The sequence below is a fragment of the Xenorhabdus sp. PB62.4 genome (assembly GCF_014467285.1).
Lineage (GTDB): Bacteria > Pseudomonadota > Gammaproteobacteria > Enterobacterales > Enterobacteriaceae > Xenorhabdus.
In genome coordinates this window covers 1-19,759 of record NZ_NKHR01000001.1, presented here as the reverse complement: position 1 = coordinate 19,759, position 19,759 = coordinate 1, and the positions used below count along the sequence as shown (strand labels likewise).

Genomic DNA, 19,759 nt, shown 5'->3' with positions numbered 1-19,759 from the left:
GGTTGCGGTTATTTGCAACTCCGACCTTGTTTAGTATTTTGTGTAATCGCCATTTTCGTTTAAACATGACCGTCCAGACGGTCACTAAATTCAATCATAAAACGACTCATCGCGAGTGGTAATTCCCCTGGCGTACAGGGCCAGTATCTGGCTGTCCATGCCCGTAATCCGCGTTTGATTTTTCCTGATGATTTGGGGTTCAAAGGTACTTTCACGATCGCAGGGAATTTGCAGTGCCAGTTCGCCTTCTTCAGTCAGTAGCGTTTTAGCGGAGTAGCCATTGCGGGTATTCGGGAGTTTTGAGATTTTATGATCTCATTACAAATTTTCTTTTTTATTTGTTAAGTTAATATCTTATTATTTAAATTGAGATTTATGGACTAACGGGAACATTCGTGCAAAAACTTGCGGTTTGAAATTTTAATTCCTCTATGCTGAGTAATTTTTTTGCAAAAACGGTGAGTTATGAGAATCATGAGTGATGCTTTTCACTATGCTTTATTCAGGAATTACAATTATCAGAACTCATTCTCGAAATTATGTTCCCGATTGCTTACTATGAGCGTTTTGATAATAAAAACAATACAGTAGTATTGTAGCCCCACAAACTTTCACACGTTGCTATATTATTGTGTCATGTGACGCCAATAACAAGATGAAACCGCAAGTTTTTGCACGAATGTTCCCGCTAGTCCAACCCTTATTATTAATTATCGCCTCCTTTTCCACCATGACCGGCAGTACTACCAATACCTCCTGCATTTCCACCTGCACCACCATCACCACCTTTACCTTTGCCTCCGTCTCCACCATGTCCAGCAGAGCTGCCAATACCACCTGCACTTCCACCATCACCACCCTTTCCTCCATCCCCGCCATTTTTTCCAGCTTGACCATCTCCCCCTTTCCCTCCATTTCCAGCTTTACTGCCAATACCACCGGCATTTCCACCATCGCCACCATTCCCCCCACCGATACCTTTACCTCCTTTTCCTCCTTTACCTCCTTTTCCCCATAACCCCCCATCTACTCCATCAGCCCCATTAATCTCATTAGTTTCATTATCCTTATTAGTTTTATTATCCTTATTAGTTTTATTATTCTTATTTATCTTATTGCATTTGTTTTTATTATCAATTTTATTATTTTCATTAACTAAAAGCTGTTTATTATTCTGAGATAATAATACTATTGATGAACTGCGTGCATAAGAGATAGATATCATAAATATCATCGATATTAGTGATACTCTAGTTAATATTTCTTTTTTTTTCATATATTAACTCCTTAAAATTTATTTTTTCAGATAATAAAAAACCTCAATCCTTTAAGATATGGTAATGATATTCATTTTTATATCATTCTTTTCTATATCTACCAGATTAAATATTACACTGTAACTATTTTTATTTCTACTTTTCTTATTTGTCAATTAATTTTTCAATATAGAATAAATCGAGTTATTTATAAAAATATATTGTGACTACCAAATAATTGTTTTTCGTCCATTTTGTCACCTATTTTAGTTGATTAGTTAAACATAATCTAAACAGGAAATTACACAAATTTAGAAACAGGGTCAGTCTGTATTCCATTTTATCAAATATCATCCCCATCCAAATAACTCCAAGCAATAGCATATCTAACCAACTCCTCCGTAGCATCAATATACTCTACTTTATTACTATCCCTCTTAAGAATAACCGGTATTTCACTACACCCCATAATAAACCACTCAACACCTATATTTTTAAGCTGATAAATAACAGGTTTTAATAATTGATACGCTCTTTCCTCATTCCCGCTTTTATAAACCAAAATACTTTCCATAATAATCCCCTGTTGAATATCATCAGGAATCACAAAGTTTATATTTTCTTTTTCTAACCGGGATTGATAAAGCCCTGCTTTTATCGTCCCAGTTGTCGCAAGAATCGCAACATTATTAATACCTTCACTGACAATTTTATTACAAGTAATTTCAATCATATTCAGAAAGTGAATTTCTGTGGAAGATTTTAATTCATCATACCAATAATGCGCTGTATTGCATGGCATAATAATACAGCGTGCTCCCGCCGCTTCTAATATTCGCAATGCAGCCAACATCTTATTTAATGGTGATTCCCCACCAGAAAGTATACTTGCCGTTCTGTCAGGAATATCTGGGAAAGAGATCGCAATCACCGGAATATGCTCTTGATCACACGTTGCAGGTGTGTTTTTAATTATTTTTTCCATTGCGTCCAGTGTTGCTGCTGGCCCCATACCACCAAGGATTCCAATTATTTTTTTCATGTACCACCTCCGTAAATAATCGCTATGATGGCACAACAACGATTGTTCGTAATTGCAATATTTCTATGTGTCATGCTGTATTTGCATAAGTCATTTTAGGAAATCCAATCAATAATAAGGTTTAATTCATGCTTAATAATATTGAGTTGAAGTGGTTATATGATGCGGTGATGTTGGAAGAGTTACGAAGTTTTACGCTTGCCGCAGAACGAAGGAATATATCACAATCTTCTTTTAGCCGGCGAATTCAGGCGCTTGAAAATGCGGTCGGCTTTGAAATATTTAATCGTAACTCAAATCCACTACAACTTTCGTTACAAGGAAGAGGATTTATTGTTTATGCCAGGAATCTTCTTGGCGATATAGAATATCAAATCGGTAAAATAAAAGGTGGAAAAATATCTAAATACCGTATTAATATCGCCGCAGCCCATTCGCTGTCTATTTCCCTCTTACCTCAGTTAATTTCTGGTTTCGCAGAGAAGTCGGACAAGGTTTTTAATGTTGAATCCATCAATGTTGATGAAGCGGTCAATAATCTTAAAAACGGCAAAAATGATTTTATTTTGTCTTTCTTTAATGAAGAGCTGATGACGTCACCGTTCCTTCATCATAAGGTGTTGGATGCACAATTATACCTTGTTTCTGGCTGTAAACCTGATGGAAAGCCGTTACATTATCTGGAAAATACGCCCTTACCATTGATGAAATACACCGATGAAAGTTATATGGGGCGTCAGGTAAATCAGTTACTGGAGAAAAATTTCAAAGATCAGTTCACTTATTTTTGTCTTTCATCCATGAGCGAACTGTTGAAACGTATGGTGCTGGAAGGTCACGGCGTCGGCTGGTTGCCGGATTATTCAATCCGTGAGGAACTCAAGAAGCAAAAGCTGTGTTTGTTGGCGCCAGAGCAAGCTTCGATAAAAATGGGGGTTTTCATTTATCGAACTCACTCCCGCCTTAATCCTTCTTCTGAGCGCTTTTGGCAATATATGAAAACACGATGCACCAATTAACCATTCTTCTATCAAATTAAGAACCTATTAGGATAGACTTAAACTTGCTGTAATCGCTGAGCAGAGTACAGCAAGTCTGTTCAAACTTCTTGGCGCAAGGTTTCGCCTCCCTGCTTTTCTTCCAACTTAGCAATCACGGCTGTGGAAATACTGTTACCGACTACGTTAGTCGCTGTACGTCCCATATCAAGGAATTGATCAATAGCGAGGATGAGTAAGATCCCTGCCTCCGGCAAATGGAACATGGGCAGCGTTGCCGCAACAACGACCACCGAAGCACGTGCGACGCCTGCCATACCTTTACTCGTGATCATCAGCGTCAACATAATCAGGATTTGTTCTGTGACGCTCAGGTCAATATTGTAAGCCTGTGCAATAAAGAGTACCGCAAAAGATTGGTACATCATTGAACCGTCCAGATTAAAGGAATAGCCCAACGGTAATACAAAACTGGAGATTTTTTTCGGGACACCAAAACGATCCAGTGCGTTCATGGTCTTGGGATAGGCCGATTCACTGCTTGCGGTCGCAAATGCTAATGTCACCGGTTCCCGAATCAATTTCATCAGTGAAAACATACCATTACCGAGGAAAAAGAACCCGACGGCGGACAAAATAGCCCAGAGTAAGAATAGGCCAAGGTAGAAGAGTCCTATCAGTTTGCCGTAGTCATACAGCAATCCCAAACCCTGAACAGTAACGGCGGAGGCAATAGCAGCAAACACAGCTATCGGCGCAAATGACATCACGTAATCTGTGATACGGAACATGATGCGCCCCAGATCTTCAATCAAGGATACGATCGGGCTTTTTTTCTGGCTATTGTGGCTGATATATGAAAGCGCAGCGCCAAAAAATAGGGAAAAAATCAGGATCTGCAAGATCTCATTATTCGCCATCGCGGAGGCAAAGCTACTCGGGAAAATATGACTGATAAAGGTTTTCAACGAGAACCCGCTGGTGTTAAGGCCAGTATTCACCTCACCTTGCTGTGGGACTGCGACATTAAGACCAACGCCTGGCTGGAATATGTTAGCCATCAGCATGCCAATGCCAAGTGAGATTAACCCCGCGATAACAAACCATGCCATCGCTTTGATGGTGATGCGCCCGACAGAAGATGACCCGCCGATTGACGTAAGCCCGGTAACAATCGTGGCGAATACCAGTGGTGCGATGATCATTTTTATCAAGCGCAAAAATACATCGGTGATGATGTTGATATAGGAGGCAACTTCTTTTGTTTGGCTGGCATCAAGATAATGATGAAATCCCCAACCGGTAATAATCCCCAGTAGAATGGCGATAATGATTTGCTGCATGAGCTTTTGCCTATTCATAATGACCTCTTATTTTTCTATAAATATTGAAGGCAGTTTTGAATAAATATTTACATTTTTTTAACTTTTGATGAAATGCAAATGAAAGATGCAGCATGCAGGAAACGCATTCCTGTACTGGAATTAGGGTTGAAAAGTGATGACGTAAGCTATGCAAAAGCTTGTGGTTTTCAACTCAATTTCGGTTACGAGAATATGGCGTGAATTCACTTGGTGCATGATCATGTTAGTCATGCGTTTTGCCTTCAGATTAAGATTACCTTAAGCTTGTAGTGGCCTGATTTATAAGCCACCACAATCACTTTAATAAAGTTCATCCCGCACAAAGTTTGCCAGCCTGTTTAGCCAGACCTGAAAAAATTGCTTCACTGATATGACTAGGAAAGTCAGGAGATAACTCACCTGCTACTTGGTTGATTACCTTTTCGGTCATATTTCCCATCTCATTCATCAGGTTCTCAGCCAATGATTCAGAAAAACCAACCTGGTGAGCAGTACTCAGAAAATGTCGAGGTTGAATGGTAGCCCAATGATACTGGCGATTTTTACCACGCAAGGCCATTGCCATTTTTGCTTTTTTTTGAGCAAGCCCCTTAGCTCCGAAGATGGGGTAAGCTGACAGAATATCGTAAAAAGGAGTCATGGTATAAGACGAATTAGGTTCGATAAAAACACTGAAATTCTTGCCATGCCCATCTATCGCAGCCAACAGCCAATACAAAATCTGGGACTTAAAAAATGTTTCTCGATCTGTCGTTGAATTTCTGGAGCCAAGTAACAAAGTCATAACATCGGCAATCCCTGGCCCTCCATCTGATTCATATTTGAGAGCCGGGGCGATCCCTAAAGCTTGACACATATCCTCTTGAGGGAGACGCACCAACCAACGATTATCATGGGACCATCGACGGTCAAAACGTTCAACAATTAATACGGTCTTTTCACCAAACGTCGCCAGTTCTGCATTCGCTGCTGGCAAACCAAATGCTTTAGCAAGTTTCAGACATAACCACTCATTTTCGCAACTTTCACTAAGATCAATATTGTTATGTTCAATTCTGCCTATAGGAAGTTTAAATATGTGGCTCGTCGGCGTACTCCCTTGAGGGCGCTGCCAACGGTCTTGATACCATAAAAGGGCTGTTTTCTCTTGCGCACCAGCCAATGAAATTCGGAAATCATCACGACCGTTCATTCCCAAAGGAGCAGTTTGATAGCCTTCAAGCAGTTCGGCTATTGCATTTTCATCTAGAGGCTCTGCATGTACTTCATCAACAGGAGGTATCTGACGACCTTCCTCATAGAGCTGGATAGCACCAACGCAGTCTCTTCCAACACTGGCTAAGAGATCGAATGGGTGCTTGCTGGTTACCTGAAATCTGGCCTGCATGCGCGCGATAATTTCGCTGGAATCTGGTAGCAAGTTATCGAAAAAATTAAATACCGCCTGACCTACATGCTTCTGGCTACTGAGAGGCAAAGAAAGTGATATTGCACGAGCGCCAGGCTCTTTCAGCCACTCATCTTTGTATTGGAAAGACATAGCCCCTTTTTTATCACGAAACAGAATGCCGACTTCCAATCCATTCAATGCAACGATCAATTTGTCCATTTACCACTCCCTTGTCCATCCGCTACCTGACTTTGTGGAAGCATTACGCTCCGTAATTTGCAGCTCCAGATTCAGTGAAGAGAGTAACTTAAACAAGGTTTCCAGCTTACTTTTCTCTGGGTTGTTCTCAAACCCGGAGACGGTGGCTTGTTTCATTCCAACCCGGTCAGCCGTTTCTTTTTGGGTCAGACGCATTTTTTTACGTTGATCCCGAATAGCTACAGCAAGTGTTTTTGGTGATGTGATTTTCATAAATATCCCTTCAAGAGGCTAAAACAGAAATATCCCCTAAAGGGGATAAATTCATTTTATACCCTGTAGAGGATAAAATCAAAATACACCGACAAACCACCCGTCAGTCCCTTTAATGGAAATGACTACAACACTGGGTAAATCCCCGGCCCAATCGGCAATCCGGCAAAATACCATCCTAGCAGCAGCAGTATCCAGACTGCATAAAACACAAAAGGATAAGGAAGGATTAACGTGTAATAAGTGCCTAATTTTGCATCTTGATAATAGCGCTGTAGAAATCCCAAAAAGAGTGGCAGAAAAGGGGACAACGGTGCTAAAGGTAATACCGCGGAATCAGAAATACGGAAGATAATTTGTGCAAAAGCAGGGTGAAAGCCAAGCAAGACAAACATCGGTACAAAAATAGGGGCCAGAATCGACCAAATAGCAGAGCCACTCGCGATAAACATACACAGGAAAGAAGATAAGAACATTAATCCGATGAAAGCGGGAACACCGGTCATTCCCAACGTTTCCAGTATATCAGTCAGCCCTATTGCCATAAATTTACCCATGTTGCTCCAGTTAAAGAAAGCAACAAATTGGGACAGAGGAAAGACCATGATAATAAAGCCTGCCATGCTTTTCATGGGATCAACAAGCAGCTCAGGAATATCATTGGGCTTTTTTATCTGTTTTGTGGAAACACCATATGTAATCGAAACGACGAAGAAAAACAAAATGATAACCGGCACAATCCCTTTTATAAATGGCGATGGAATGATTGATCCAGTCTGTGGATCACGCAGTAATCCATTTTCAGGAACGACCAGCAGCGCTGTAATACCGATGAAAACCAGCGCTGACAAACCACTCATCAGCAATCCACGATTTTGTTGTGACGTGAGTTTTTCCAGCTTGTCATTATGACTGCCGTTCCATGCAGGAAGACGCGGTTCAACAAATTTATCCGTTAAGATAGCCCCGGCAATCGTCAGTACAATCACGGAGGTTGCCATAAAATACCAGTTATCAATGACACTGACTTGTAAGTTGGGATCGAGTATTTTAGCCGCTTCGGTACTGATACCCGATAGCAGAACATCGGTAGTGACAATCAATAAATTCGCGGTAAATCCTGACGCAACACCCGCAATAGCAGCCAGTAAGCCAGCAACGGGATGGCGGCCAACTGCAATAAAGATCAACGCCCCTAACGGCGGCATGATAACAAGCGCCGCATCCGATGAAATATGGCTGAAAAAGGCGATAAATAGCACCATATAGCTGGCATAACGCTTATTAATGCCAGACGCCATTTTATACATCAGGGCTTGCAACAGGCCGACTTTTTCTGCAAGCCCCGCGCCAATGACTAACGCCAATATTGCGCCAAGTGGTGTAAATCCACTGAAATTTTTAACAATATTCGGCAAAATCCACTGCAATCCTTCAGCGCCAAGTAAGTTTTTAACTCTGACGAGCTCTCCATTTGTCGGATTTTTTACAACCAAATCAAACCAAGAAAAAATAGCCGTCGCTATCATTAAAACAGCGGTTAAATAGACGAATAAAACAAAAGGATTGGGTATTTTATTTCCAACTTTTTCGATCCAACCAAGAATACGTCCTGGGCTCTTATTGGCAGGGATAGTTGCTTCACTCATGGTTTTTTCCTTCGTGTGTTTGCTGTCGTTATTATTTTTTAATCATGTCGTTCCGAAATCAGGCAGATGAAGTGCAATAGTGGCCAAGGTTTTCACAGCGGTTTTCATCACGTTCTCATCAAAGTCAAACCGTTCATTATGATGACCGGCACTGAGCTCTGTACCGAAAATGAGGTAAGTAGCTTGACCCCCCTTCGCTTTAACTCGTTCCATAAAATAGGTCGCATCTTCCGAACCTGCGGGTTGTTGGAGGCTTTTGGCAACAGAGGAAAGTTCTGGGATATTTTTCTGAGTTTGTTGATAAATGAAATCGACCCACGCCGGGCTAGGCAGGCTACTTTGCGCGGCTCCCATTAGCTTTAGTTCATATTCAACACCCTGCATTTTGGCAGCGCCTTCAATAATGCTGAGGGCTTGATGGTAGATGAATTCATTGATCTCGTTGGTTTTTCCACGAGTCTCTATTTTCATTAATGCGTAGTCAGGAATAACGTTACGGCCAATGCCCGCCTGTAACACTCCGACATTAATGCGTGAGCTGCCTTCGCTGTGGCGAGGAATGGCATGCAATCCCAGTGCTGCCTGAGCGGCGGCTAATAAGGCATTTCTACCCTCTTCTGGTTTCGCGCCAGAATGGGCAGAAACACCACGATAGGTAACATCAATTTTGGTAGTGGCAAGAAAGTTATCACAACCGCAGACTAATTCCCCGTGAGGCACACCAAGGCCAAGATGGATAGCAATAAAGAAATCAACATCATCGACGACGCCCGCTTCCACCATGGATTTTGCACCCCGGGTTCCTTCTTCCGCAGGTTGAAAAATCAGTTTAATTTTTCCGGTCAGGTGGCTTTGGTGTTTTTTCAATATATGTGCGAGGCCTAAGCCGATTGCTGTGTGACCATCGTGACCACAGGCATGCATCATGTGTGCGTTGCAAGAGGAAAAGCCTTCAGCATAAGGACGATGGACATGAGTTTGCTCCTCATTCAGATCAAGGGCATCCATATCAACCCGAAAAGCCAGTGTTGGCCCGGGTTTTCCTGTATCGAGTGTCGCAACAATGCCTGTGAATCCACCCGAAAAGTGAGGAAGCCACTCAATCAAAGCGCCCTGCTTAACCGCACGCTGTTCCTGCTCCTGTAATTCCTGAGCTGAAGGTAACCCCATTCTGGCTTCTGCCTTGATAACCTCTTTTCCCATTTTCAGGCTATAACCCAAACGATGTAGTTCATCTGCCACAATCGTTGCTGTCCTGAATTCGAACCAGCCGGATTCGGCAAAATGGTGGAAATCGCGACGCCAATTTTGTAATTGTTCAGTAACTTGCTGAATAGATTCGCTTAGTAAAATACCCATAATAATGCTCTCTTTTATTCCCCATTTTTCAATTTGCTGTTTTGTTGGCTATATTCAGTTACATCATTATTTATGTGATCGAAGATTCATTTCTTTACTACGACGTGGAAATTTGAAATTTATTAGATATAGTTATCGAACAGGATGGAATCTATTTGGTTTATTTCACACATATTAGTTTGAGTTAATAGATTGAATTATTTTTATTTTAATCATTCCCCTTACTAAGAATAATAATCAAAAAATATTCATTAACACTTTCGTCCATAACCACATTATTTCTATTTTAGAATGTAGACAATAAATTCAATTAAAATAAGATACAATTAACTTTACCTATATAAGTAAAAGTTATCGTAAGAGAGAAAAATGGCGACACCAATAAAACTTAATCAACTACGTGCTTTTGTTGAAATCAACCGTCATGGCAGTATCAGGGCTGCCAGTCGGTTTTTATCACTCTCGCAGCCTGCCTTAACTAAATCGATTCGGGAATTGGAAGATTCACTTGGTGCAAAATTATTTATACGCAGTAACCAAGGTATTTATTTAACAGAGTGCGGAACAGGTTTTTTACAACGTGCCAGTTTGATACTTGAGGAACTTCGCATTGCACAGGAAGATATTCAGCAACAAATAGGCTTAATTGGGGGAGTGGTCAATATTGGAGTTGCCGGCAGTATTGCACGTACCATTATGCCGAAAGTGATCACACAATTTCATCGTAATTACCCAACAGTAAATTTAAGAGTTGTTGAGGGACAGTTATTAACTATGCTGCCTCAACTCAGACGAGGAGAATTGGATTTTACTGTCAATACCTATTATCCCGGCAGTTTGGATGCAGAATTGAACTTCGAAAAGCTGATGGAAAAAGAATACAAAGTGATAGTACGAAAAGGGCATCCAAAAGCGAATGCAACCTCTTTAGAAGAATTGGCTGATTGCAATTGGACAATGCCAACACCTAAAGACACTTATTATCGTAGATTATTTGAGACATTCTCATCACTGCATCATCCACCGGTCTTTAGTGTTACCTGTGAAACATTGATGTCGTGCATGAGTTTAGCCGCCGAAAGTGATTTCTTAACGATTGTGGCGGTAGATGTGGTTGATGAGGCTTTATTTGATCAGCAATTTGTGGCGTTAAACCTTAATGAACAGCTTCCGTTTGCCACTTTTGGTCTTATTCAACGAAAAGATACCAAACTCACTCCCGCCGGGGAATATTTAGCAAGGCTTTTTCGGATGTATTGTCGGGGTTGAATTTTGAAAGTATTTTATTAACGAGTTATAACCATTTAATGTACTATTCCCTACAATTAACACTCGCTTAAATTGAGAGAGGATTTTAATTTTTACATAAGCATGGATTTATGTTGAAGTACCACAATTATAAGCAGCCATCACACCTTAAAGGCGATAATTTACATTTAAACACTCCCACCTTTCACCAATAAAAAAAGAATCTTCTGGTGAAGACAGAAAAAAACATTTCCCATGATAAACATTTTCTTTATCTTAATATAAATACATTAGACTATTTTAATTAACTAAACTTCTCTAATTAACTTATGTCACATCATACCAAACTGATCAATACAGTCATATCTTTCAGTCGTCACGAGTAAACCAACTTAAATCATAATTGGGTATAACTCTTTATAATTAATGTAATTTATCTCTAATTCAGGTTCTATCATTGTAGAAAAACACGACACCACGCAAGAAAATATATAACCATCCACTGATTGGAAAATAATATTTCATTATATAATTACAAAATATTTTTAATTGATTTATTCATGAAATTATATCGTTAAAAGAAAACTTATTGACAACTTTACGCTAGATAGCAGCAGATCCTATCAATTCCTAATACCGCCAATAAGCAACAAGATTTTCAAATTTCACAAAAAAATATTGATCTCGCCAATTTTATGATCAAAATTCAATCAACATGGTTTCTGATCATAATGGGATATGATGGTGAATGAATGATATAAACGATGAAATGATCAAAGTTGCTCAATATCTTCGAATGTCAACTGAACATCAAAAGTATTCTATCGAAAACCAATCAGCTTACATTCAACGGTATGCTGAACAGCACAATATGGTTATTATCCGCACCTATGATGATTCAGGAAAAAGCGGAGTAACACTATCTGGCCGCAATGCTTTCAAAAGACTCATTGCGGATGTAACCAATAACAGGATAGAGATAACTGCAATCCTAATTTATGATGTCAGTCGCTTTGGACGGTTTCCTGATCCTGATGAGGCAGCTCATTATAGTTACATCCTAAAAACACATAATGTTAAAATAATTTATTGTGCGGAATCCTTGTCAGATGATCATCCTGAAATAAATATTCTGGCTTTACCTATTCTGAGATATGGAGCAGCATCCTATAGCAAGAATTTATCAGAAAAAGTTTTTTCTGGTCAGGCCAATCTTATAAAACGAGGCTATCACCAAGGTGGAATGGCTGGATATGGGCTCAGAAGACAACTAATCGATGAAAAACACGAACCAAAACTCATTCTTGAATATGGACAGAGAAAAAGCATCCAAACAGACAGAGTTGTCTTAATACCTGGACCAATACATGAAATAAATATCGTAAATGAAATATATGATTCATTTATTTTCAAGAATTACCCTGAATATCTTATCGCTACACAACTAAACCAGAGAGGAGTACCAGCCGAAAATAATAGCACATGGACCAGAGGTAAAATCCATCAAATACTGACAAATGAAAAGTATATCGGTAATAATGTTTATAATAAAACCTCTTTCAAGCTTAAACAAAAGTTTGTCAAAAATCCAATAAATGAATGGATCAGGTGTGATGGTGCATTTGAAGCTATAGTTTCTAGAGAGAAATTTATTTTAGCTAAACAAATAATTCAAAATAGGAGCAAACATTTAACAAATGAAGATCTACTCAATTATCTTAAGAAGAAGCTCAAGGAAAAAGGGAAATTGAGTGGTTTTATAATAGATGAAGATGAGACTAGCCCTTCAAGCTCTGTGTTCAGAGCTAGATTTGGAGGATTAATAAGAGCTTACTATTTAATTGGATATAAACCTGAACATGATTACTCATTTATTCAAGTAAATGCAACCTTAAGAGAAAAGCTGAAAATTATAGTGAGTGATTTTTTAGAATCAATCAAGTCAAAAAATTGCATCATTCGCAAACTTGATAACTCATTGCTAGATATTAATGATGAATTATCAATTTCATTGGTAATTTCACGTTGCATAAAAACAAAAACAGGAAAATTAAAATGGAAAGTAAGATTTGAGAATAAATTAGAACCAGAAATAACCATTATAATAAGAATGGATAGTAATAACCAGAACCCCACTGATTATTATATATTCCCAAGTTTAGATATTATTTATGAAGAGTTTGTAATAAAAGAGAAAAATCCACTTTTTCTTGAACTTTATAGATACGATAACTTAGATGTATTCTTTGAAATAGTAGCCAGACAAGAAATAACGGAGTATATATGACAGATGAAAACCTTCCAAACAACAATCATATTGAAATGATCGATATTTCTTTAATTAAAATATCCAATCCAAGACAACGTAACAAAGCCATACATCAAGAAATTCAAGATAACATTAATCTTAGTGGCTTACGTAAGCCAATAATAGTAAGAAAAATCAAGGATAAAAAGTACAAATATTCCTTAATATGCGGACAAGGTAGAATGGAAGCCATATATAACCTAAATAGTACTCATGTCCCTGCTATAATTAAAGATGTTAATGAGGAAGATGGATACATTATGAGCCTTAGCGAAAATGTAGCCAGAAGAAAACCAAGAGCAACTGAGTTATATGAAAGAATTAGGGACATGAAAAATAACGGAATATGTGATAATGATATTGCCTCTACTATTGGTTATTCTTCAAGTTGGGTTAGGAGTGTTATTCTACTATTAGAAAAAGGAGAGCAAAAACTATTAACTGCTGTTGAACGAGGCCAAATCCCTATTTCTCTTGCTGTTAAATTCGCCAGATCCGATGATAAACATAATCAAAATTTACTTATAGATGCCTATAATAGCGGTTCAATCACTAATAAAAACATAGCAGCAATAAATAAAATACTGGAAATAAGGAGCCAAGGAAATAAGGGCAGCACAAGCCATGACTATTTATACCATAAAAATTCCCAAAAGATAAGCACCCAAGAATTGCTATCTATATACCAAAAAAATGTCGAAGAACATAGGCTACTTCAAGCTAAATCTGAATATGTCATGGAAAATTTAATATTAGCCAAACAAATTCTTAGTGAACTTATTTTAGAACCGTCATTTAATGAAATATTATCCAAAGAAGAATTAACCAGCATTCCATCTATAATTATTGATACCGCTCAACCTTATAAGGATTAATTTATGCTTAAATTATGTTTTGACGATAATCTTATTGATATACCTATAGATAAAATGGCAGCCAGCAAGTCTTTGCCTGAGAATGTAAAGATCAGTATAAAATACAATCAAATAAAATCATCTATAAAAGAAATTGGATTGATAGAACCAATTATCATTTACTTTGATAATGAAGGAAAGAGTATAAAAATTTTAGATGGTCACCTTCGAGTTGAAGCGATGAAGGATCTAGGAATAGAAAAAGCCAGTTGTATTGTGTCTACTATTAATGACTCTTATACGCCCAATAAACATGTAAATCACTTAACTGTAATTGAAGAGCAGAAAATGCTACAAAAGGCTGTAGCATCAGGAGTTTCCATAGAAAAATTGAGTGTAGCATTAAATATATCACAGGAAGCTCTTAAAAATCGCTTTAGAATAACACAGGGAATAGATTCAGAAGTAACATCATTGTTATCAGATAAACAAATACCTATAGCAAGTTTGAATATATTGAAAAAAATGCTACCGTTAAGGCAAGTAGAATCAGCTAATATGATGATAAGTATTAATAATTTCTCAGCAAAATTTGCATTAAATTTACTTCATGCTACTCCAGAATCTCTATTAAAAAATACCACTATAAAAAAAGACAAATCAGATATCCAAAAAAATCTCATAAGACTTGAAAAAGAAATGGCATTAGTTCAAACAGAAACTAAAAAACACGAAGAACACTATGGAGCCAACACACTTAAATTAGTTATTATAAAATCCCACGTCACAAAGCTATTAAACAATCCTAAGATATTACATTGGCTTCTTGAGCATAAACCTGATTACTTAAATTTGCTGAAAAAAATTTCAGATCTAGATTCCCTAACTGAGCATATAGAGTAGAACAACCCCCTGTCACATTGGAACATTGCTTGTATGTAGTGGTATCGTACACTTAGCAATTCTTTCCTTTTTTACACTCAGGTATAAACATGGCAGGAGATGAGTTACTGAAATAGCTACCAAGAGAGTTCCCATTCATCAAACTGCTTTTTAATTTCTTTAATCGATGAGAGTTTGATCTTCGGTATAGTCAATTGTTTAAACAATACCGCATAACGTTTTCTGCTTTTTGGTATGACAACAGAAATATGATGGATCATTTTCCATTTGATAGTGTCCTTATTACCCTCCAGAGCACCATAGCGACGATTACGTTGGAATAGGGTTCTATTTGCATAACGTAACAGGCTTGATGGAGTCGAAACGTCTAATAAAATTACCCCCGTAGCTCTGGATAAGCGTTGTGGCAGACATCTTCCATAGTTTCCATCTATAACCCAGCTTTCCTTCTGTATTGCCCTATCATGCAATGAGATGAATTCATCTACGGGACGTTCCTGCCAGTCTGTATTGGGTAAATGAAAAAGCAGATCCAGATGAATCACTTTTAAATCACATTTCCTTGAGATCGCATGAGCAAAGGTAGATTTACCACTGTTCGAAGGCCCTATGATACAAATTCTATTTCCTAAATCCGAAAGTTGCATAACATTCTCCAGGAGTTATAGCTCCGCCTTTATCATCAATATAAGAAAGCAAACCTAATCACGTTAATGCGGCTATCAATTTTGCACATGTAAAAATGATGAACATAGTTTGATTATGGAATACAGCATCTATTATGCGCGCACAACACTTTGATATCGGCTTAAAAAATTGCCTGATGAACAGTGTAATGAATTACAGCGTTGGCTAAAAGTGCTGATAGCCCGTAGCAGTGTGAATAAAACAGTGGTGGCATTAACCAATAAGAATGCCCGGAGCGCCTGAGCGTTGGTTAACCAACAATCAATTTATATCCCTCGATAAGGGGCGATGTTAATTCAATCATGTCGTTGAAGTCCACAAGTAGATGTACTGACAGGTAGTACCGACTCTCTGTGAGCCTGGCAAGTGCATTAGTCTGTCAAAGACTGTTTCAATAGTGAGGGCAGAGAGTGCGGATTTTCATCAGGGCTCTTTGAAGCCTAATATATGTTTGCGACTACTTTTATCAGAAAAATTTGTCACCTACTTGAATATGAGTCGGTGTCCATATATGCACTTAAATAGCAATATAGAAACACCCTTCTAAGGTAATTTTTAGTTTAAGGAACTTTCATCGCTAGACTGAGGTTTATGTGTCCGACGATATCTGCCTCCAAAAGTGTGCAGATGTATCGCAATACTAGCAAATTCAATGGTGGTACAGAAATATTAAAAACCGGGCCAAAAATACATGAATTTATGTTTTTTTTAACTAATTCTATCGTTATTGGTGTATCATTACCAAAAAATTGGTTTAATTTTATCATGAGGCGGTAAAATGATTAACTTAACTAATGATATATTCATTGACGTCGTCAGTGATGCTCTGTCTGGAAAGCGGGACAGTCTTGTCATGCGACTACGCATGGTGACAAAAAAGCTCAAAAAAGAGTCACCAGAATTAGCAACAAAATTAGAAAGCCTACTTATGCAAACTAGCGGAGCGTATGCTGTAGAAAGAGCCCAACCGGTTATCCCTAGAGTAACCCCCGTAGATGCAGATACAAGGCAAAAATTGTTAGTTGAAACATATCCTGTAATTCTAGATGTTGAACCTGTTTGGCCAACAAGCACAACGTTAGCTCTAAATCGTTTTGTAATAGAATGGGAAATGAAAGAACTCTTACATAAGGAGGGTCTACATCCATCCCGCTCCCTTTTAATGGGCGGACCTCCTGGAGTAGGTAAAACTTTGGCTGCAAAATGGTTAGCCAGTAAACTAAATATGCCCTTACTGACTCTTGACCTTGCGAGTGTGATGAGCAGTTATCTTGGTAAGACAGGAAATAACATAAGGTCCGTACTTAACTATGCCTCATCTTTCCCATGTATATTATTACTTGACGAGTTCGATGCTATTGCCAAAAAAAGAGATGACGCTACAGATGTCGGTGAGCTTAAAAGACTTGTTACCGTTCTTTTACAATCTATCGATGAATGGCCCAATACATCTATTCTCATAGCAGCAACTAATCATGCTGAACTTTTGGATACTGCTGCATGGAGAAGATTTGATAGGGTTATAAACTTTGAATACCCTACTAATGATTTAATTCTGCGTTATCTTATATCAAAAGAAATTGCAGAAAGTTTAGCACATTATATTTCGTCAAGATTAGGTGAAATATCTTATGCTGTGATTGAAAAATCCATCAATCAAGCGAAGAGGAATTCCATTATAGAGCAGGTATCTTTAAGCTCAGCTCTAATAGACGAATTACTGAGCAATACATCATTGGAAAATGTCATAAAAACGATGCTTGATGAGGGTGTTTCCCAAAGAAAAATTTCGTCAGACTTAGGAATACCAAGATCGCAAATTAGAAAAATCATTAAGGTAGAGGATGAAGGTAATGAATAATAAGAATATGCTTTTGGGTTACGGAGAAACACTGACGGGTAATGTAAAAATAAAAAAAGGTGGTGGAGGGAAAAATAAACCCTATACCTATAATGAAAATAAGCCAGTAATAATGCGTGAGTTAGCATCACTAATCAGTGAAATTGAAAACGTACCAGCCTCCGCACTACCAGATGGTAAAGCAGTAGCAAAATTCGTGCTTCATCCAACCTTTCTGGCTAAAAGTTATTTTCCGGTAGGATTATTTAACAAATTCTCTCTTGCAAGTGTAGGTAGTAAGTCTGTCAGAATTAAGCCTCGTAAAGACATAAAGAAAAAAGGTAGAAAAGATGAGTATACAACGGCTTGTATCTACGTTTCAGGGAAAACTGAAAATTTTCAATCATTTTTGCGTGCATTAAACGATGATACTTTAAATAAAAGCCAAAAAGATGATTTCATCACACTCGAAAGTGTTTCAATGTTTAAGCCCACTGATAAAATTAAGTCTTTAAAAGGTGAGGATGAAAGAAGTATTGAAGTAGCCTTACATACCCCAGATGAAAATTCAGCTGTAGTTGACGCTTTTGTTATATTTGCTTTACAACAAGGGGCCTCCGTTGATAAAAAAAGATGCATAAAAGTCAAAGGATTAACCTTTATGCCTATTAAAGCCAATAAAAAAATAGCTTATGAAATAGCAAATTTTTCTTTTTTAAGGGCGCTTAGAGATCTCCCAGAACTAAGAGTTAGTGAGCCAGTAATTAGACGTTCTGTGAGTTCCCCTTCTAGTTTTGAATTACCATCAGAAGGAGCAATCAACCCAAGTTTAAAGGTAGCAATATTTGACGGAGGAATAAGTATTGACGATTTTAGTCAGTGGGTAACTGAGTACTCCTTTAACAAAAATGAAAAAACAAGTGCCCAACTTCTCTCACATGGACAAGATGTGACATCTACGCTTCTCTTTGGCGTTATGGATTCAGGTGCTGTAAAACTAAACGCTCCTTACTGTAATATTGATCATTACAGAGTCTTAGACTCGAACATAAATAATGCTGATATTGATCTTTTTGATGTTCTAATCAGAATAAAGAGTGTGCTTGACACACAACACTACGATTACATTAACTTAAGCTTGGGGCCAAGGCTGCCTGTTGATGATGATGATGTTCATGTCTGGACTTCAACACTTGAGGAAGCTCTCTCAGCAGGGAATACTTTATGCACAGTTGCTGTTGGAAATGATGGTCATTTGCCAGCAAGTCTTAATAGGATTCAACCACCTGCCGATTTAGTCAATGGTTTATCTGTAGGTGCAGCAACATCTCTTTCAGAAAACTGGGAAAGGTGCCATTATAGCTGTGTTGGCCCCGGTAGAAGTCCAGGATTCGTGAAACCAGATGGTGTTGCTTTTGGCGGAAATTCAGAAGAGCCTTTCAAGATATTCAGCCCCATGAATAATGGATTGGCAAGTACCGCAGGCACTAGCTTTGCCGCTCCACTAGCATTGAGACAAGCAATCGCCTTAAGTTCATCTTTACAATATAATATTACACCTCTCACTGCTAAGGCTCTTTTAATTCATCATGCTGAAAACAGCAATCATGAACGTTCAGAAGTTGGCTGGGGTAGATTTCCGCACAATATTTCAGATGTTATTTATTGTGACGACAATGAAGTGAAAGTCATTTATCAAGGTGTGCTCAAACCTTCTCAACATATGCGAGCATTCATTCCTTATCCTGATGAACCAACTACAGGCAGTGTATATCTTCGAGCAACATTTTGCTTTTCTAGCCCAGTAGACGCAGAACACCCATTAAATTACACTCGAAGTGGTTTAGAGGTTACTATGAGGAGGGGTATATCTGATACAACAAAAGGCTTAACATTCCCGCTTTTTAACTTAAAAAATATTTATGCAGACGAAAATGAACAAAGAGGTGATGGTCATAAGTGGGAAACAACATTGAGAAGTGAGCACACATTCAAACAAGATGAACTTACTACTCCATGCTTTGATATTATTTATTATGGTCGCGACTGTGGGATGCCAGTTGATGTTTCTGAACTTGACGACTTACCTTATGTTTTAATTGTTACTTTATCTGCTGGGGAAATGCCAGATTTATATAATAATATACGACAGAAATATCAGACATTACAGCCTATACAGGTACAGCAACAAGTAATTCTACATGCTTAATAAAAGAGATATGGATAATCCTTTGGTTATCCATATACTTAGTAGAAATAAAAGTAAGTTAATAAGATAAATTATCTGCATTACTGTTATAATCAATAACCCGATAACCCGATTTTCCACCTGTTCTTATGAAATCGAAGATAACACTTTCTGAGCCTGAACGAATTACATTGCAACAACT

At 38.1% G+C, this 19,759-nt stretch carries 16 protein-coding genes and 1 pseudogene; 8 read left to right on the top strand and 9 right to left on the bottom strand.

The annotated features are described in order from the left end of the window. Window positions 1-108: 108 nt before the first annotated feature. From Xenpb_RS00080 to Xenpb_RS00070, 3 genes and pseudogenes are all read right to left on the bottom strand, one after another. Window positions 109-291, bottom strand: a pseudogene (locus Xenpb_RS00080) (transposase); the annotation flags it as partial. Between the two features lie 415 nt (window positions 292-706). Continuing rightward, complete coding sequence (locus Xenpb_RS00075) at window positions 707-1,276, bottom strand: hypothetical protein (RefSeq protein WP_187652538.1); 570 nt, start codon at window positions 1,274-1,276, stop codon at window positions 707-709. 323 nt (window positions 1,277-1,599) lie between these two features. Then, on the bottom strand, window positions 1,600-2,298 hold the full coding sequence (locus tag Xenpb_RS00070) for an aspartate/glutamate racemase family protein (RefSeq protein WP_187652537.1): 699 nt from the start codon (window positions 2,296-2,298) through the stop codon (window positions 1,600-1,602). 128 nt (window positions 2,299-2,426) lie between these two features. On the opposite strand from Xenpb_RS00070, the gene Xenpb_RS00065 reads away from it, so the two are divergent. Continuing rightward, window positions 2,427-3,317: a LysR substrate-binding domain-containing protein gene (locus tag Xenpb_RS00065; protein WP_187652536.1), complete on the top strand. Its 891-nt coding sequence runs from the start codon at window positions 2,427-2,429 to the stop codon at window positions 3,315-3,317. An 80-nt stretch (window positions 3,318-3,397) separates the two neighbouring features. Here the strand turns inward: Xenpb_RS00065 and Xenpb_RS00060 are convergent, their stop codons facing one another. Beyond that, a complete protein-coding gene (locus Xenpb_RS00060; protein ID WP_187652535.1) occupies window positions 3,398-4,657 on the bottom strand; it encodes a dicarboxylate/amino acid:cation symporter in 1,260 nt (419 codons plus the stop codon). Between the two features lie 81 nt (window positions 4,658-4,738). Here Xenpb_RS00060 and Xenpb_RS19790 point away from each other — a divergent pair, with 81 nt between their 5' ends. Then, window positions 4,739-4,861, top strand: coding sequence for a hypothetical protein (locus Xenpb_RS19790; RefSeq protein WP_255522971.1), 123 nt, complete (start codon window positions 4,739-4,741; stop codon window positions 4,859-4,861). Between the two features lie 109 nt (window positions 4,862-4,970). On the opposite strand, the gene Xenpb_RS00055 is transcribed toward Xenpb_RS19790, so the two are convergent. The 4 genes from Xenpb_RS00055 to Xenpb_RS00040 all read right to left on the bottom strand — a co-directional run bounded on the left by Xenpb_RS00055 (window position 4,971) and on the right by Xenpb_RS00040 (window position 9,529). After that, window positions 4,971-6,269, bottom strand: coding sequence for a type II toxin-antitoxin system HipA family toxin (locus Xenpb_RS00055; protein WP_187652534.1), 1,299 nt, complete (start codon window positions 6,267-6,269; stop codon window positions 4,971-4,973). After that, entirely contained in the window at window positions 6,270-6,521 is a 252-nt protein-coding gene (locus Xenpb_RS00050) for a helix-turn-helix domain-containing protein (RefSeq protein ID WP_187652533.1), read from the bottom strand. Between the two features lie 125 nt (window positions 6,522-6,646). Continuing rightward, window positions 6,647-8,170: a p-aminobenzoyl-glutamate transporter gene (gene abgT, locus Xenpb_RS00045; protein ID WP_187652532.1), complete on the bottom strand. Its 1,524-nt coding sequence runs from the start codon at window positions 8,168-8,170 to the stop codon at window positions 6,647-6,649. Between the two features lie 42 nt (window positions 8,171-8,212). Further along, window positions 8,213-9,529, bottom strand: coding sequence for a M20 family metallo-hydrolase (locus Xenpb_RS00040; protein WP_187652531.1), 1,317 nt, complete (start codon window positions 9,527-9,529; stop codon window positions 8,213-8,215). A gap of 369 nt (window positions 9,530-9,898) precedes the next feature. Between Xenpb_RS00040 and Xenpb_RS00035 the strand changes: the two genes are divergently transcribed. The 4 genes from Xenpb_RS00035 (at window position 9,899) to Xenpb_RS00020 (ending at window position 14,842) form a co-directional block, all read left to right on the top strand. Next, complete coding sequence (locus tag Xenpb_RS00035; RefSeq protein WP_187652530.1) at window positions 9,899-10,798, top strand: LysR family transcriptional regulator; 900 nt, start codon at window positions 9,899-9,901, stop codon at window positions 10,796-10,798. Window positions 10,799-11,525: 727 nt separating this feature from the next. Beyond that, on the top strand, window positions 11,526-13,064 hold the full coding sequence (locus Xenpb_RS00030; protein ID WP_187652529.1) for a recombinase family protein: 1,539 nt from the start codon (window positions 11,526-11,528) through the stop codon (window positions 13,062-13,064). Beyond that, window positions 13,061-13,960, top strand: a complete 900-nt coding sequence (locus Xenpb_RS00025) for a ParB/RepB/Spo0J family partition protein (protein ID WP_187652528.1) — start codon at window positions 13,061-13,063, stop codon at window positions 13,958-13,960. Before Xenpb_RS00030 ends, Xenpb_RS00025 begins: the two co-directional genes overlap by 4 nt. 3 nt (window positions 13,961-13,963) lie before the next feature. After that, on the top strand, window positions 13,964-14,842 hold the full coding sequence (locus Xenpb_RS00020) for a plasmid partitioning protein RepB C-terminal domain-containing protein (RefSeq protein ID WP_187652527.1): 879 nt from the start codon (window positions 13,964-13,966) through the stop codon (window positions 14,840-14,842). A 116-nt stretch (window positions 14,843-14,958) separates the two neighbouring features. Here the strand turns inward: Xenpb_RS00020 and Xenpb_RS00015 are convergent, their stop codons facing one another. Next, on the bottom strand, window positions 14,959-15,489 hold the full coding sequence (locus tag Xenpb_RS00015; protein ID WP_187652526.1) for an AAA family ATPase: 531 nt from the start codon (window positions 15,487-15,489) through the stop codon (window positions 14,959-14,961). Window positions 15,490-16,307: 818 nt separating this feature from the next. Between Xenpb_RS00015 and Xenpb_RS00010 the strand changes: the two genes are divergently transcribed. Then, on the top strand, window positions 16,308-17,390 hold the full coding sequence (locus tag Xenpb_RS00010; protein ID WP_187652525.1) for an AAA family ATPase: 1,083 nt from the start codon (window positions 16,308-16,310) through the stop codon (window positions 17,388-17,390). Continuing rightward, entirely contained in the window at window positions 17,383-19,578 is a 2,196-nt protein-coding gene (locus tag Xenpb_RS00005; RefSeq protein ID WP_187652524.1) for a S8 family peptidase, read from the top strand. Before Xenpb_RS00010 ends, Xenpb_RS00005 begins: the two co-directional genes overlap by 8 nt. The last annotated feature ends 181 nt before the right edge of the window (window positions 19,579-19,759 follow it).

Excerpts from the sequence above, each read along its gene's own strand:
- Xenpb_RS00055 (WP_187652534.1), bottom strand. The coding sequence starts at position 6,269 with ATGGACAAATTGATCGTTGCATTGAATGGATTGGAAGTCGGCATTCTG.
- Xenpb_RS00035 (WP_187652530.1), top strand. The coding sequence starts at position 9,899 with ATGGCGACACCAATAAAACTTAATCAACTACGTGCTTTTGTTGAAATC.
- Xenpb_RS00075 (WP_187652538.1), bottom strand. The coding sequence starts at position 1,276 with ATGAAAAAAAAAGAAATATTAACTAGAGTATCACTAATATCGATGATA.
- Xenpb_RS00010 (WP_187652525.1), top strand. The coding sequence starts at position 16,308 with ATGATTAACTTAACTAATGATATATTCATTGACGTCGTCAGTGATGCT.
- Xenpb_RS00030 (WP_187652529.1), top strand. The coding sequence starts at position 11,526 with ATGAATGATATAAACGATGAAATGATCAAAGTTGCTCAATATCTTCGA.
- Xenpb_RS00065 (WP_187652536.1), top strand. The coding sequence starts at position 2,427 with ATGCTTAATAATATTGAGTTGAAGTGGTTATATGATGCGGTGATGTTG.
- abgT (WP_187652532.1), bottom strand. The coding sequence starts at position 8,170 with ATGAGTGAAGCAACTATCCCTGCCAATAAGAGCCCAGGACGTATTCTT.
- Xenpb_RS00005 (WP_187652524.1), top strand. The coding sequence starts at position 17,383 with ATGAATAATAAGAATATGCTTTTGGGTTACGGAGAAACACTGACGGGT.
- Xenpb_RS19790 (WP_255522971.1), top strand. The coding sequence starts at position 4,739 with ATGAAAGATGCAGCATGCAGGAAACGCATTCCTGTACTGGAATTAGGG.
- Xenpb_RS00050 (WP_187652533.1), bottom strand. The coding sequence starts at position 6,521 with ATGAAAATCACATCACCAAAAACACTTGCTGTAGCTATTCGGGATCAA.
- Xenpb_RS00025 (WP_187652528.1), top strand. The coding sequence starts at position 13,061 with ATGACAGATGAAAACCTTCCAAACAACAATCATATTGAAATGATCGAT.
- Xenpb_RS00015 (WP_187652526.1), bottom strand. The coding sequence starts at position 15,489 with ATGCAACTTTCGGATTTAGGAAATAGAATTTGTATCATAGGGCCTTCG.
- Xenpb_RS00020 (WP_187652527.1), top strand. The coding sequence starts at position 13,964 with ATGCTTAAATTATGTTTTGACGATAATCTTATTGATATACCTATAGAT.
- Xenpb_RS00060 (WP_187652535.1), bottom strand. The coding sequence starts at position 4,657 with ATGAATAGGCAAAAGCTCATGCAGCAAATCATTATCGCCATTCTACTG.
- Xenpb_RS00040 (WP_187652531.1), bottom strand. The coding sequence starts at position 9,529 with ATGGGTATTTTACTAAGCGAATCTATTCAGCAAGTTACTGAACAATTA.
- Xenpb_RS00070 (WP_187652537.1), bottom strand. The coding sequence starts at position 2,298 with ATGAAAAAAATAATTGGAATCCTTGGTGGTATGGGGCCAGCAGCAACA.